The organism is Streptomyces sp. NPDC007025 (assembly GCF_042869455.1).
GTDB lineage: Bacteria > Actinomycetota > Actinomycetes > Streptomycetales > Streptomycetaceae > Streptomyces.
The window spans coordinates 279,748-293,150 of record NZ_JBIAFT010000002.1 but is presented as its reverse complement, the minus strand read 5'-3'; the positions used below and the strand labels follow the sequence as shown (position 1 = coordinate 293,150).

The 13,403-nt window shown below is 73.4% G+C and carries 12 protein-coding genes; 6 read left to right on the top strand and 6 right to left on the bottom strand.

The window, feature by feature from the left end; translation table 11 throughout:
- Window positions 1-27 precede the first annotated feature (27 nt).
- Window positions 28-2,007, top strand: a complete 1,980-nt coding sequence (locus ACFYMO_RS04955) for a serine hydrolase (RefSeq protein ID WP_366770053.1) — start codon at window positions 28-30, stop codon at window positions 2,005-2,007.
- Here the strand turns inward: ACFYMO_RS04955 and phzG are convergent.
- The 5 genes from phzG to ACFYMO_RS04930 all read right to left on the bottom strand — a co-directional run bounded on the left by phzG (window position 1,996) and on the right by ACFYMO_RS04930 (window position 7,119).
- Window positions 1,996-2,640 (bottom strand): phenazine biosynthesis FMN-dependent oxidase PhzG, encoded by a 645-nt coding sequence (gene phzG / locus ACFYMO_RS04950; RefSeq protein WP_366770054.1) that lies wholly within the window; start codon window positions 2,638-2,640, stop codon window positions 1,996-1,998. The genes ACFYMO_RS04955 and phzG overlap by 12 nt on opposite strands.
- A 73-nt stretch (window positions 2,641-2,713) precedes the next feature.
- Entirely contained in the window at window positions 2,714-3,601 is an 888-nt protein-coding gene (locus tag ACFYMO_RS04945) for a PhzF family phenazine biosynthesis protein (protein WP_366770055.1), read from the bottom strand.
- 131 nt (window positions 3,602-3,732) lie between these two features.
- Entirely contained in the window at window positions 3,733-5,787 is a 2,055-nt protein-coding gene (locus tag ACFYMO_RS04940; protein WP_366770056.1) for an anthranilate synthase family protein, read from the bottom strand.
- Window positions 5,784-6,419, bottom strand: a complete 636-nt coding sequence (locus ACFYMO_RS04935) for an isochorismatase family protein (RefSeq protein WP_366770057.1) — start codon at window positions 6,417-6,419, stop codon at window positions 5,784-5,786. Before ACFYMO_RS04935 ends, ACFYMO_RS04940 begins: the two co-directional genes overlap by 4 nt.
- A gap of 196 nt (window positions 6,420-6,615) precedes the next feature.
- A complete protein-coding gene (locus ACFYMO_RS04930) occupies window positions 6,616-7,119 on the bottom strand; it encodes a PhzA/PhzB family protein (RefSeq protein WP_366770058.1) in 504 nt (167 codons plus the stop codon).
- A 388-nt stretch (window positions 7,120-7,507) separates the two neighbouring features.
- On the opposite strand from ACFYMO_RS04930, the gene ACFYMO_RS04925 reads away from it, so the two are divergent.
- The 3 genes from ACFYMO_RS04925 (at window position 7,508) to ACFYMO_RS04915 (ending at window position 10,439) form a co-directional block, all read left to right on the top strand.
- Entirely contained in the window at window positions 7,508-8,557 is a 1,050-nt protein-coding gene (locus ACFYMO_RS04925) for a methyltransferase (RefSeq protein WP_366770059.1), read from the top strand.
- A 65-nt stretch (window positions 8,558-8,622) separates the two neighbouring features.
- Window positions 8,623-9,477, top strand: coding sequence for an SAM-dependent methyltransferase (locus tag ACFYMO_RS04920; RefSeq protein WP_366770060.1), 855 nt, complete (start codon window positions 8,623-8,625; stop codon window positions 9,475-9,477).
- Window positions 9,478-9,737: 260 nt separating this feature from the next.
- Entirely contained in the window at window positions 9,738-10,439 is a 702-nt protein-coding gene (locus ACFYMO_RS04915; RefSeq protein WP_388544271.1) for a 2-phosphosulfolactate phosphatase, read from the top strand.
- A 327-nt stretch (window positions 10,440-10,766) separates the two neighbouring features.
- On the opposite strand, the gene ACFYMO_RS04910 is transcribed toward ACFYMO_RS04915, so the two are convergent.
- Window positions 10,767-11,942 carry a beta-1,3-glucanase family protein gene (locus ACFYMO_RS04910; RefSeq protein ID WP_388544268.1) on the bottom strand — a complete coding sequence of 392 codons (1,176 nt, stop codon included), beginning with the start codon at window positions 11,940-11,942 and terminating at the stop codon, window positions 10,767-10,769.
- 463 nt (window positions 11,943-12,405) lie between these two features.
- On the opposite strand from ACFYMO_RS04910, the gene ACFYMO_RS04905 reads away from it, so the two are divergent.
- The gene (locus ACFYMO_RS04905) at window positions 12,406-13,056 is read left to right on the top strand and encodes an XRE family transcriptional regulator (RefSeq protein WP_366770063.1); all 651 of its coding nucleotides are present in this window, start codon (window positions 12,406-12,408) and stop codon (window positions 13,054-13,056) included.
- 105 nt (window positions 13,057-13,161) lie between these two features.
- Entirely contained in the window at window positions 13,162-13,383 is a 222-nt protein-coding gene (locus ACFYMO_RS04900) for a DUF6126 family protein (protein ID WP_366770064.1), read from the top strand.
- Window positions 13,384-13,403: the final 20 nt, after the last annotated feature.

Sequence of the window (13,403 nt, the reverse complement as noted above, 5' to 3'; positions counted from 1 at the left end):
GACAGCTGCGAGGCCGAGGGGTGCTGCATGCGGGCTGCTGCCTACGCCGTCCTTCCGGCGAGTGTGCTCGTCGTACTGGCCGGACTGCTCGTGGCCGTACCGCCCTCGGGCGCGAGCCCGGCCCGGAAGCCGGAGCCGCTTCCCGGGCCGGGCGTCGCCAGGAGGTTCGACCGGCCTGCGCGGGGGTTCGCGCCCGCCGGCACCGTGCTCCGGCGCGCGGCCCCCGCGCGGGTGGGACTCGATCCCGGACCCGTCGACGCCTTCCTGCGCCGGCTGCCGGACTGGACCGACCCCGCCAGCGGCGCGGAGTATCTGTTCCCGGGGGCCACGGCGCTGCTGGCGCACGACGGCGCGGTCGTCGCCCGGCGCGCGAGCGGCGACGCCGTCCGCTACACCGCGCAGCGGGAGCTTCTGCCCCCGCGCCGGCGGGTACCGGCCCGCACCGGCACCGTCTACGACGTCGCGTCCCTCACGAAGCTGTTCACCTCGATCGTCGCCCTGCAGCAGGTCGACGCCGGCCGGCTGCGGCTGGACGCACCCGTGGCCCGCTACCTGCCCGCGTTCGCAGCTCGGGGAAAGGGCGGCATCACCCTCCGGCAGTTGCTCACCCACACCTCCGGGCTGCCGGCCGAGCCCCGGCCACCGCTGTGGAGGGTCGACGGCGGACAGCGGGCGCGCCGGCACTCGATCCTGCGGACCCGGCCGTTCGCCCGGCCCGGCGCCGCCTACCGGTACTCCGACATCAACATGATCAGTCTGCAACTGGTTCTGGAACGCGTGACCGGGCGGCCGTTCGACGCTCTCGTGCGGCAGGGCATCACCAGGCCGCTGCGCATGCACGACACCGCCTACCGCCCGCCCGCGGCCCGGCGGCCGCGGATCGCCGCCACCTCGGTCAAGACCCGGCCGGCCCGGGGGCTGCTGCGCGGGTCGGTGCACGACGACAACGCCTGGGCCATGGGGGGCGTGGCCGGACACGCCGGAATCTTCTCCACCGTCGACGATCTGGCGGTGCTCGCCCAGACGCTGCTCAACGGCGGGACGTACCGGGGTCGGCGGATCCTCGCCCCGTCCGCCGTCACGCTGCTGGGCAGGAACTACACGAGTCGCTTCCCCGGGGACGCCCACGGCCTGGGCTTCGAACTCGACCAGACGTGGTACATGGGCGCCCTGTCCTCGCCGCGGACGCTGGGGCACACCGGATTCACCGGCACGTCGCTGGTGATCGACCCCCTCTCGCGCTCCTTCGCGATTCTGCTCACCAACCGGGTGCACCCCCGCGACGAGAGCCCGTCGACCAACCCGGCGCGACGGGCACTCGCCAGGGCGCTGGCCCGGTCGATTCCGGTACGGGCACCGGGCGGCGGCCCCTCGTGGTTCGCCGGGCCCCCGGACGGCCTGCGGCGCGGCGGCCGGGAGGCCGGTGACCGGAGCGGCTTCCCCGAGACCGACGCCACTCTGACGACCGGTCCGCTGCGGCTCCCTCCCGCGGACCGGGCCACCCGGCCGCAGGACGACGCGGACCGGCCGTACGGCAGGCGCAGCCCGCTGCGCGTCCGGTACGACGCCTTCGTGGACCTCGACCGAACCGACCGGTTCGGCATGGAGTACAGCACGGACGGCGGCCGGACCTGGCGCGCCGTACCGGGTACGGCACGGTCCGGGTACCACGGGCGCCACTGGCGGCGGGTGCGCGCCCGACTGCCGGCCGGTCCGTACCCGGCGGGCCTGCGGCTGCGCTGGCGCTACACCACCACCAGGGTCTCCGGCGGCCGGGGCGTGAACCTCGCGGGGGTGCGGGTGACCGACGCCACGCGCGTGCTGTTCGACGGCGACTGCCCCGGCACCCGGCCGGTCGCGCACGGGTGGCGGCCGCTGCCGCCGCCCTGGCCGCTGGCGTACGCCTCCGGACTCGCCCCGGGCGGCGCGCCCCCCGGCTGTCCCCGCGGGACGCCGCCGGGGACCACGCACGGTCCCCGGCACGGCCCCGCGCCGTCACGGCTGTAGCCGGACCGCGCTCCAGCCGTCCGCAGTACGGTCGTAGCGCAGCCTCTCGTGCAGCCGCTGGGTGCCGTTGGCCCAGAACTCGACGGACTCGGGGGCGATCTCGAACCCGACGTACGCGGCGGGGCGCGGTTGGGGCCCCTGGTCGCCGACCGACTCGGCACGGGCCCGCAGCCGCGCCACGTCCGCCGGATCACCGAGCGGCTCGCTCTGCCGGGAGGAAACGGTCATGGCGTGGGTGAACACCGGGCGGGCGGCCCACAGCGCGTCGCACTCGGGGTCGGGGAGCCTGCGGACGGGGCCCGCCAGGCTGATCTGCTGACCGGTCTCACGCCAGTACAGCAGGCCGGAGGCCCAGGGATTGGCCCGGAGTTCGCGGCCCTTGCGGCTGCCGTCGTGGGTGGCGACGACGATGCCGGTGGCGGTCACCCGGTTCAGGACGACGGTCCGCAGCGAGGAGCGGCCCCGGGCGTCGGCGGTGGCCAGCGCGAGGGCGCGCGGTTCGCGAACGCCGCGCGCCTCCGCGGACTCCAGCCAGCCGCGCAGGAGTCCCAGCGGCTCGGCGGGCGGCGAGAGGTACTCGGCAAAGGTGACGTCGATCCCCGCGGTCAGGGTCTCCGACCTGTCAGTGTCCATGCGGTCCCGCTTCCGTGTCCGCCGCGCGGCCGTCGCGCGGATGTCATCGGGGCGGGCTGCCTCCGCGCCGCTGTCATACATGGAGGCAGCCCTCCGCCACCAGCACCCCGGCGCCGCCCACTTCCACCGACTCGGGGGAACCGGCGGACTCCGCGGTCCCCTCGGCCCGGGCGAGCATCAGCGAGGGGCGGCCCATCTCGACGCCCTGGGTGATCCGGATCGGCCGGCCGTACGGGGCCATGCCGTGCCGGGCCAGATGGACGGCCAGCGGGCCCGCAGCGGACCCGGTGGCGGCGTCCTCGGTGACGCCGTAGGCGGGCGAGAACATCCGGGTGCGCCAGCAGCTCGCGCCCTCCTCGTCCGGCGCCGGGTGTCCCTCCTCCGCGTCCGGGCCGGGGGCGAAGCAGTTGGCGGCCAGGTCCTCGAATCCGGCCAGGGCGCGGTGGTCGGGGCGGAGGGCGGACAGCGCGGCGACGCTCTCCAGGCCGACGAAGACGTGCCGGGGCCCGTTGTGGTAGATCTCCACGGGCAGTGTGGACTTCTCCACGCCGAGCGCGGTCAGCAGCTCCCCGGCCCGCTCGAAGGGGCGCCAGGTGGGAACCGGTTGCCGCATCCGGGCGGCGACCACCGTGCCCCGCTCCCGTGTGAGGTCGAACGGGACGACCCCCATGACCGTCTCCAGCCGCAGCCTCTCCCCCGCACCGCGGGCGCCCAGGGCGATGGCCGTGCCCAGCAGCGGGTGGCCGGCGAACGGCAGCTCGTTGACCGGGGTGAAGATCCGGATCCGGGCGTCACCGCCGTGCCGGGGTCGGAGCACGAAGGTCGTCTCCGAGAGGTTCATCTCCCGCGCGATGCGCTGCATCGTGCGGGGGGACAGATCGTCGCTGCCGAAGAAGACGGCCACGGGGTTGCCGAACAGCGGCCGGCGGGCGAACGCGTCCACGACGACGTAGGTGTGCATCGGAGGCCTCCATGTGGTGGGCGAAGAGGAGCGGCGCGGGCCGCTTCGTCCGGGCTCCGGGCCGGCCGGGCTGCCGGCTCCGGGCCCGGGTGCCGGGTGCCGGGTCCCTGGCCGGGCGCCGAGGTGCCGGGTCACCGCCCGAGTGCGGCCTGGAGAGCGCGGCCCACGATGCGCGGGCCGTTCCGGGTGAGCACCGACTCGGCGTGGAACTGCATCGACGCGAACCGCGGCCCGCGCAGCGCGTGGATCTCCTGCGTCCCGGGATCCCGCGCCGCCTCCACCACGCCCACCCCGTCGACATCGGTCTTGTCGTGCCGGGCGTGGGCGGCGAACGTGTTGTAGAAGCCGACCCGTTCGCGGACGCCGAACAGGTCGATCTCCCGCTGCACCCCCTGATCGGGAGCGTCCCGGCGCAGGAGCGGGAACCCGAGCCGGCGGCAGAGGGCCTGGTGGCTGAGGCAGACGGCGACGAACGGAAGCTGCCGCTCGAGCAGGCAGCCGATCGCCGCATGCAGCCGGGCCATCCTGGGGCACGAGAGGTCCCGCGGGTCGCCGGGGCCCGGTCCCATCACCACCAGGTCGCAGACGTCGAACGCGACCTCCTCGTCGTAGCGGCACACCCTCACCCGCAGGCCGAGAGCCCGCAGCTGAAGGGCGATCATGGCCGTGAAGGTGTCCTCCATGTCGACGACCAGGACGCTCCGGCCGGCCAGTCCGGCAGCTCCGTCGAGACCGTGTGCGGCGTGGGGACCGGCGGCCCCGGGGGCTTCGGAGGAACCGGGGAAGCCCGCGGAGCGACGGAGGCCGCCCGGTCCCGGCGGATGCGGCCCGGGCTCCGGTGTCCGGCCGGCTGCGGCCTCGGCCAGCCAGAAGTCCGCGAGCGGCTCGTTGCGCCGGGCCAGCGCACCGCGCACGCGCGGATGGGCGGCGAAGGATCGGGAGGAGCCCGGCTCCAGGGCCGCGATGAGTCCTGCCGCCTTGGCACGGGTCTCGGCCGCCTCGGACGCCGGATCCGAGTGGCGGACGAGCGTGGCACCGACGCCGATGCGGACCTCCCCGGTGGCATCGATGTCGGCGGTCCGGATGAGGATCGCGGAGTCCAGCGTCCTGCCGCCGCGCGCGTCCCGCCCGATCAGGGCCGCGATGCCGCTGTAGTAGCCGCGGCCCCGCCGCTCGTACCGGGAGATGACCCGGGCCGCGCTCTCCAGGGGGCTCCCGGTCACGGTCGGCGCGAACAGCGTCTCGCGCAGGATCTCGCGCACGCCGCGGGCCGTGCACCCCTCGATGAAGTACTCGGTGTGGGCCAGCCGGGCCATCTCCTTCAGGTACGGCCCGGCGAGGCGACCTCCCGCTTCGCAGACCCGCGCCATCATCTTCAGCTCTTCGTCGACGACCATGTACAGTTCCTCGGCCTCCTTGCGGTCGGCGAGGAAGTCCAGGACCCCGGCGAGTTCCGGGCCGCCGGGCGGATAGCGGTAGGTGCCGCTGATCGGGTTCATCACCGCTGTGCCGTCACGCAGGCTGATGTGCCGCTCCGGACTCGACCCCACCAGTGTGCGCTCCCCGGTGTGCACCAGGAAGGTCCAGTAGGCACCCGACTCGCTCTCCAGGAGCCGGCGGAAGGAGGCCAGGGCGAGTTCACCGGAGTAGTCGGTGAGGTCGGCGACGAAGTCCCGCCTGATGACGAAGTTGGCCCCTTCTCCGCGCCCGATCACCTCGGTGACGACGCGGCGCACGGTGTCCGCGTACTCCGTGTCTCCGGGCACGAAGCGCTGGTTGACCAGTGTGGTCGCCGTGCGCGGCAGCCGGGGCAGCGCCTCGGCGAGGGGAAGCGACTCCTGGCCGGTGACCGTCAGCGCGACGAGCGGGGCGGCGTCGTCGACGCACGCGTAGCCGCGTTCGGTGAGCTGGCGGTACGGGATGAGCACGAGCGTCTCGTGGCGGTGTCCTCCGTCCCCGGGAGCCGTGCCGGCCGCGGTGTCGCCGGACCGCCCGGCGCTGTCGGGGCGCTCCGGGACCGGATGCTCCGGCAGTGGTATCCGCGCCAGCGTCGGGTGCGCGGAGACCGGCCCGACGAGGACCTCCAGGCGGTCGGCACCGCGTCCGGGCGCGCCGTGGGGGCGGTGGAGGAGAGCGAACGGCGCGGACGGGTCGTCGAGCACCCGCTCGAACAGCGCGCCGCTCATGACGTGACCTGCGCGAGCAGCCGATCGGTGGAGACGACCATGGCGCAGCGTTCCGCCGCGTAGGTGAGGGCCATCCGGTGCCGGTCCTGCGAGAAGTCGGCGACGGCATCGCCGGCCAGGAACGTCCGGATGTCGTTCGCGTACGCGTCCAGCGCCGTCGCCAGCACACCCACGTGCGCGTACACGCCGCACAGGATGAGCTGGTCGCGTCCGGCCTCGCGCATCCGGCGCAGCAGAGGCGAGCGGAAGAACGCGCTGTAGCGCCACTTGGTGAGCAGCCAGTCGCCCGCCGCGGGGGCCAGTTCCTCGGCCACCTCGCGGTCGTCGGCCGAGGCGCGCATCCCGGGGCCCCAGAAGTCCCTCAGCAGGCCGCGGTCCCGGGTGCTCATCGCACCGGGTTGGGTGGAGTAGGCGACGGGCACGCCGCGGGCCGCGCAGCGGGTGCGTAACCGTGCGGCGTTGCCGAGGAGTTCCGCGCGCACGGTGCCGGGGAACGGCGCCAGGAAGTACCGCTGCATGTCGTGGACGAGCAGCACTGCCCGGTCCGGGTCCACGCTCCAGTCGGCCGTGTTGGCCGGCAGCTGGTGGGAGGAGGGAAGCGGGTAGGACGCGATGGGCGGGATGCCTGGCATGGGAGCGGTGCCTTTCTGTCGTGCGGTGGAACTCCCCGCGGCTGCCGGGGGTGGCGCCGGGCGGCGGTGCCAGCGGTGGGGTGCGCCGCTCGGGCGGCGCCGGGGGTGCGGGGTGGGGGCGCGCGGGCCGTCGGTACGGGCGGAGGCGCCGCGAGGGGCTCCCGGCGGGTCCACGGGGTCGGCAGCGGGCGGGAGGTCAGGTGGGGATGCCGTCCCGTCGCACCGTCGGCACCGGGATGCCGAGCGCGCGCAGTTGCTCGAACGGGTTCATGAACTCCCGGTTCTGCAGGATCTGCCCGCGGTCGTCGAAGCGGAACGAGTGGAGGAAGTGGTTCTCGTAGTACCCCTCCGGATAGCCCGGGAAGTTGATCTTCCCGTGCCCGTCGCACTCGACCCAGAAGAAGCGCGGGTCCTGCGTCTCGAAAACCTGGATGTTGTACCACTCCCAGTCCGGGAAGCACTGCAGCGACCAGACGGCGTGCTCGGCCAGGCGAGCCCGCCCGGTGATCTCGATGGGGGCGCCGGTGTCGTTGGTCCACAGCCCCCCGCTGCCTTCCTCGGCGAACAGTTCGTGGCGGCGCAGCCGCTTCCGGCCCTTGGTGTGTTCCAGATACTTCTCGACCGTGGCACGGTTGGCGCGGCGCTGCGCGGCCGCGTCGGCGAAGCCCTGTACCGCGGTACGGGCGGATGCGTCGGCCATGAAAAGCCTCCTTGCGGAACCGGTGGGGTGAAGCGGGTACGGAGCGGCCGATCGTCCGCGAACGGACTCGGCCGATACTTGACGCAGGCATGACGAGCAGTCGACGACGAGCACGCCCGTTCCGTCACGCCTGCCCTCCTGCGCCCCTCGACCACCGCACGACCCGCCCTCCGCACACTGGCCCGGACCGTGCGCCAACCGGCCGCACCACATCCGAGACACGCACGACACGTCGCACCCCGCACGTCGCACCGCGGCCGGGCGGCACCCCGTACGGCCACTCCGCGTACAGCGGTCGCGTCACTCCCGGAAGCACGAAGTGTCGGGCCGGCGTCCCGCGCGAGCACGAGCCGCCGCGCGAGCCGCGCGACGAGAGAGGACCCAGCTGATGACCAGTGCCGCCCGTCCGGACGCCCAGCACACTCCGGCAGCCGCAGCGGACCCGGCCGGCCAGTTGCTGGAGCTGTCCTTCGGCTACCTCTACTCGGCCGCCCTCCACACGGCGGCCCGCCTGGGCATCGCCGACCACCTGGCCGACGGCCCGCGCACCGCGGACCAGCTCGCCCGGTCGGCGCAGGCACACGGCCCGCACCTGCGGAGGCTGTTGCGCTTCCTCGCGACGAAGGGCGTCTTCCGGCAGGACGAGACCGGCCGCTTCCACCTCACCCCGCTCGCCGAACCGTTGCGGACCGGCGTGGACGGGTCGCTGCGCGACTACGTCATGATGCGCGGAGAGGACGTCTTCTGGCTCCCGGCGGCCCGGCTGCCGGAAGCGGTGCGCACCGGCGGCACCGCCTTCGAGCAGGTCTACGGCATCCCCTTCTACGACCACCTCGCTGCGCACCCCGAGGTGGGGGCGGCCTTCCACGCCGGCATGGCGGCGTTCTCGCAGACGCTGAGCGACGATGTCGCGGGCGCCTTCGACTTCTCCTCCGTGCGGCGCGTGGTCGACGTGGGCGGCGGGCGCGGCGGCCTGCTGAAGGCGATCCTGCTGCGCAACCCGGCGGTGACGGGCGTCCTGTTCGACCGGGAGCCGGTCATCGCCTCGCATGTGCTCGACATCCCCGAACTGGCCGGACGGTGGCAGGCGGAGGCCGGCGACTTCTTCTCCTCGGTCCCGGCCGGCGCCGATGTGTATCTGCTGAAGCACGTGCTGGCCAGCTGGCCGGACGAGGAGTGCGTGCGGATCCTGCGCGCATGCCGCCGCGCGGCTCCGGCCGGCGGCCGGCTGCTGGTCGTCAACGGTCTGATCCCGGAAGGGAACGAGCCGCATCCCGGCAAGACCCACGACATGCTGATGATGACCGTACTCAACGGGAAGGGGCGCACGCGCCGGGAGTACGAGCAGCTCCTGGCGCGGGCAGGACTGACCGTACGCCGGGTGGACACCCTCTCCGCGCACGCGTCGCTCATCGAGGCCGTGGCCGAGGGCTGTTGACCGGGCCGTCGGCCGAACCGACACCGGAAGTCGGCAGCCGGCGGCCGGCCGCCGGAAAGGACGTCATGACCGAGACGATGGACGCGGTGGGACGCACAGCGCTGCTGACCGCCGCCATGCGTGCGCTGGAGAGCCAACGGCCGGACCGGCTCTACGCGGACCCGTACGCGCAGGAGCTGTGCGGCGACGAGGGGCCGAAGCTGCTGGACGAGATGTGGGGCGCGACCTTCCCACCGCACCGGCGGCGCGCGATGCCCGACAGCCTCGACGTCAACGCCATCCGCACCCGCTTCTTCGACGACCTCCTGCAGCGCGTCTCCCGGGGCCGGCACACCCAGATCGTGTCCGCCGCATCCGGGGTCGACTCCCGCCCCTACCGGCTGGAGTGGGCACAGTCGGTGCGCTACTTCGAGATCGACCGCCCCTCCGTGCTGGACCACAAGCGGCGCCGGCTCGCCGGAGCACGCCCCCGGGTGGCGCATCGGATGATCGCGGCCGATCTGACCGCTCCCGGCTGGGAGCGCCGTCTGGAAGAGGCCGGATACGACGCGACGGCGCCCTCCGTGTGGCTCCTCGAAGGCGTGCTTCCCTACCTGCACGGGACCGAGGTGCACCGGCTGCTGCAGCGCCTCCGCACCGTCACCGCCACCGGCAGCCTGGTCGCGGGGGACCTGGTCAACGCCGAGGCACTGACCTCGGCCCATGCGCGCGGCCAGTTGGAGGTCTTCGCCCGGTGGGGCTGCCCCTGGCGGTTCGGCACCGACGATCCGGAAGCCCTCTTCGAGCGGCACCGCTTCACCGCCGAGGTCGTCCAGCCCGGTGACGAGAGTGCCCACTACGGCCGCTGGCGGGACCCGGTGTCCCCGCGGGACGTCCCCGGCGTCCGCAGGATCTTCCTCGTGTGCGCCGAGCGGCGCTGAGCCCGCGGTTCCGCGAGTCGGCGTGCCGAACCGGCAGGTGTGCCCGACCGCGGGAGGTCCGGCGAGGCCGACGGCGCATCCAGGGCGCCGGAAGGAACGCTGTCACCAGCCGCAGACGGCGAGGGTCACGTGCGGTGGGGTCGCGTTGGTTGCGCACTGCTTCCGCGACGCAGGCAGCCGGAGGTGGTGCACCGGGACCATCGATGTGATGCGCGTCACCGTCCGCCTGCTTCGGGTCGGGCATGGGCGATCATGACCGGATGGACGCTCGTTTCCTCGGCATCGCCGAGCTGGCCGAAGTCCCGTCCGTAGCCGTCGTCGTCGACGTCATGCGTGCTTTCACGGTGGCTGCCTGGGCCTTCGAGCAGGGGGCGGAAAAGATCGTTCTTGCCGGGTCGCCGGACGAGGCCCTGGCGCTCAAGGCTCGCCACCCGGATTGGGTGGCGCTCAAAGACGGTCCACCGGCACCTGGGTTCGACACCGTCAACTCGCCGGGCCTGCTGCGGTCCATCGACCTCGGCGGACGGACCGTCGTGCAGAAGACCACGGCGGGGACGGTCGGCGCCCTTGCGGTCAAGGAGGCATCGCTGGTGCTGTGCACCGGCTTCGTGGTGGCGGAGGCAACGGCTCGGCTCCTGCGGAAGCGCAAGAGTGACAGTGTCACGTTCGTGGTCACTGGCGAGGACGGGCGGGCCGATGAAGATCTGGCGTGCGCTCAGTACATCGCCCGGAGGGCGACCGAGGCCGCGACGCACGCAGCCGAGTTCCTCCGCCGCGCTGCCGGATCGCGAGCTGCCGCCGAGCTGGCGGAGGGTGTGCGCGCAGGAGCCCATCCTGATGACGTCGCGCTCTGTCTCGAGCTCGACCGGTTCCCCTTTGCCATGGTGGCGACCCTGGAGGACTCGCTCATGATCCTGCGCCCGTGCGCCGCGCCTTCGCCGGCCGACGAGGCTTCGATCTGATCGCTGATGAGGTCCGACTCCCGCCTTGCCGGAGCCGGCATCCGGTCGAGTATGCGGCATCGGCGGCATGTCCCGATGACGAAGGTCACCACCGTTTGCGGCTGGTGACAGCGATCTCACCGGCACCCGTCCAGGACGGGCCGTCGCCACCGTCCGGCATTCCCGGTGCGGACGGCGGCGGAGCACCGTGCCGAGGCGCGGCTCTCCCGCGCCTCGGCGCCGCCCGGATCGGGCGGGTGCCCCGGGACGGTCAGGCGATCCGCGCCGGCCCCGGATCCGTCGCCCGTCCCCGGACCGGCGGCGGACGGCGGACGTCCCCCGCGGCCGTCACCCGAAGGGCGTCAGTGTGAGCGTCAGTTCGCTCGCGGCACCGTCCTCGATGTACGAGGCGAAACCGCCCACGTCGTCGAAGGCGAAGCCGTACGCCTTGCCGTCCTCCGTGGCAGCGTGCATGGCCTTGGCGTAGTGGTGTGTGAGGTCGCCCTGGTAGAAGGCGGCGGGGTCGGTGGTGGGCTGGTCGGCGGCGGAGAGCAGGGTGGTGCGGTTGAAGGCGGCGCCGAGGATGGCGGCGACGGGTCCGGTGGTGCCGTCGTTGGGCGCGGCGAGTGCGCCGTCGCAGAAGAGGACGTCCTTGGTGGAGGGCTTGCCGAAGGACACCTCGGCCGGGCCGGAGAAGGACAGCCGGTCGCCGACGACCCGGCCGGTGAACGTTCCGGCGTTGGTGGTGACCTTCAGATCCTTGCTCTGGTACGCGGCCCAGACCTGGTCGATGTACGGCGCGAAGTAGTCCTCCGCGAAACGGCCGGCACCCAGGCCGTGGCCCGGGGCTATGACGCGCTTGTCATCGATGACGAGCTGCGAGAACGCCTCGACGGAACGCACCGAGTCGAAGATCCGGTCGCGGGCGCCGGGCTTGAGCGTGCCGGTGGTCTGCTGCTTGGTGCCCTTGAGCCCGATGGCCAGCGGCACGCTGAACATGTCGACCATGGTGGTGTTGCAGTACATCGCGCCGCCCTTGTACGTGAACTCCGCACAGTCGTGCACGACCGGGTAGTTGGGGTCGGACTCGACCCAGGCGGCGGGGTAGGCGAGGGCGGCGCCGGTGTCGGCCTCGACGGCCTTGAACTTGAGTTTCTCGCCGCAGGCGACGTAGATGCGGCCGGACATCTCGGGCAGCGAGACCGTGGTCTCGGTGCCGGTGAGGGGGATGGCGTAGTCGGTGTAGCCGTCCGGGCCGTTGTCGGACAGCTGCACCGGCTTGAGTTCGCCTTCGGGAGTGACGTGGCACTGGTTCGTGCCGTCGTTGCCCACGATGTAGACGTGGATCGACCCGCTGTCGTAGGCGCCGCTGTTGTTGACGATCTTCAACGACAGTCCGGCGGCGGCCGTCGACCGGAAGAGGCTGCCCGCGGTCGCCTGCTGTGCGACGAGCCCGGCGGCGGGGACGGTGACGGCGGCGGCTGCGGCGCCGCGGAACAGCGCGCGGCGGCTGACGGGACTCATCGGACGGAACCTCCGTTGACGGCGGCGGTGGGGGGAACGGGGAGACCGACATCGTTGTCGGCCAGCGGTGCGGCGCCGTGCGCGGCACTCGTCGGCGCGGCCGGGGCGCCGGCGGGAGAGGGGCTTCGCCGACGGCCGCTTCGTGCGGAGTGGTTCCGCACAGGCGTGATCGACGGACTCATGATGCGCTCCTTCAGTGTGGGGGTGGGTGAGCGCTCTCACGTCACGGCAGAGAACGGTGCCGAAGGTATGGACCTTCGTCAAGGGCTCGCGGAAACCGGTCGCTCCGGAGGCGTGCGGCGGTCACCACCCGGCGTGCCGAGGCGATGTGACGTCCTCACAGGTCACCACGGGAGGAGCGGGAGCCGGGTTCACGGCGGGAGCGGCCTGGAGCGGCCTGGAGCGCATTTGCCTGTGAGGCAAAAGTTTTGCCCAACAGGCAAAGAGTGTCTTTAATCGGGGTATGAGTCCGAACCCTTCCCATGATGGGGCACCCGGGCCGGAGGCGGGAGAAGCGCCCGCGTTCGCGCCCCGCATGCGCCTGCTGAGGCGGCGCAGCGGGCTGAGCCTGGAGGCGTCGGCGCGCAGGGCGGGCCTCTCCCCCGCGCACCTCTCCCGGCTGGAGACCGGCAAGCGGCAGCCCTCGCTGCCGCTCCTGCTCACCCTCGCCCGTGTCTACGGCACGACCGTCGGTGAGCTGCTGGGCGAGACGACCACGGCCGCAGACGCGATCGTCCGGGGTGAGGAGACACCGACCGTCGACGCCGGGGGATGGCACTACCGGCAGGTGGGACAGGCCGGACGCGCGATGCAGGCCCTCCAGGTCCACGTGCCGCGCGGCCCGCAGCGGGACCTCGTCCGCGTCCATCCGGGCGAGGAATGGATCCATGTGCGCCGCGGCGCACTGCGGCTGACGCTCGGCCAGGTCACCGAGACGCTGGCGGCGGGGGACTCGGCGCACTTCGACTCGCTCACCCCGCACCGCCTGGAGGCCGCCTCGGCGGACGGCGCGGACCTGCTCTTCGTCCACACCCTCCTGCAGTCTCCCACCGCCGAGCTGTGTGTGACCGGCTCCGCCGGCTCCGCCGCGCCCGGCGGCACCCCGCGGCACTGAGCCGGGGGCCGTCCGCCGACGCCGCCCCGGCGCCCCCGGAGCACCAGCCGCCCCGTCCCACCACAGCACCCTCCCCTTTCCCGCGTGCGCACAGAAGGGCCCGCCATGACCTCCTCCCAGCAGGCACCGGAACCGCAGTCCCCCTCGTCCGCGCCGGCCTCCCGGCAGTCGCCTCCCCGGCGCGAGCGCCGCTACGAACCGGGCGAGGAGCGCGGCGACGGCCGCTTCCCGCGCGGTCTGGCGCTGCGGCTGTTCGTGTACGTGGTGGCCGGTCATCTGCTGGCGGGGTTCCTGTTCCTCCTCTTCGAGCTGGGCGGCGGCAAGTAGCCGCCGCGCGCCCGCGCGGC

Excerpts from the sequence above, each read along its gene's own strand:
- ACFYMO_RS04955 (WP_366770053.1), top strand. The coding sequence starts at position 28 with ATGCGGGCTGCTGCCTACGCCGTCCTTCCGGCGAGTGTGCTCGTCGTA.
- phzG (WP_366770054.1), bottom strand. The coding sequence starts at position 2,640 with ATGGACACTGACAGGTCGGAGACCCTGACCGCGGGGATCGACGTCACC.
- ACFYMO_RS04945 (WP_366770055.1), bottom strand. The coding sequence starts at position 3,601 with ATGCACACCTACGTCGTCGTGGACGCGTTCGCCCGCCGGCCGCTGTTC.
- ACFYMO_RS04940 (WP_366770056.1), bottom strand. The coding sequence starts at position 5,787 with ATGAGCGGCGCGCTGTTCGAGCGGGTGCTCGACGACCCGTCCGCGCCG.
- ACFYMO_RS04935 (WP_366770057.1), bottom strand. The coding sequence starts at position 6,419 with ATGCCAGGCATCCCGCCCATCGCGTCCTACCCGCTTCCCTCCTCCCAC.
- ACFYMO_RS04930 (WP_366770058.1), bottom strand. The coding sequence starts at position 7,119 with ATGGCCGACGCATCCGCCCGTACCGCGGTACAGGGCTTCGCCGACGCG.
- ACFYMO_RS04925 (WP_366770059.1), top strand. The coding sequence starts at position 7,508 with ATGACCAGTGCCGCCCGTCCGGACGCCCAGCACACTCCGGCAGCCGCA.
- ACFYMO_RS04920 (WP_366770060.1), top strand. The coding sequence starts at position 8,623 with ATGACCGAGACGATGGACGCGGTGGGACGCACAGCGCTGCTGACCGCC.
- ACFYMO_RS04915 (WP_388544271.1), top strand. The coding sequence starts at position 9,738 with ATGGACGCTCGTTTCCTCGGCATCGCCGAGCTGGCCGAAGTCCCGTCC.
- ACFYMO_RS04910 (WP_388544268.1), bottom strand. The coding sequence starts at position 11,942 with ATGAGTCCCGTCAGCCGCCGCGCGCTGTTCCGCGGCGCCGCAGCCGCC.
- ACFYMO_RS04905 (WP_366770063.1), top strand. The coding sequence starts at position 12,406 with ATGAGTCCGAACCCTTCCCATGATGGGGCACCCGGGCCGGAGGCGGGA.
- ACFYMO_RS04900 (WP_366770064.1), top strand. The coding sequence starts at position 13,162 with ATGACCTCCTCCCAGCAGGCACCGGAACCGCAGTCCCCCTCGTCCGCG.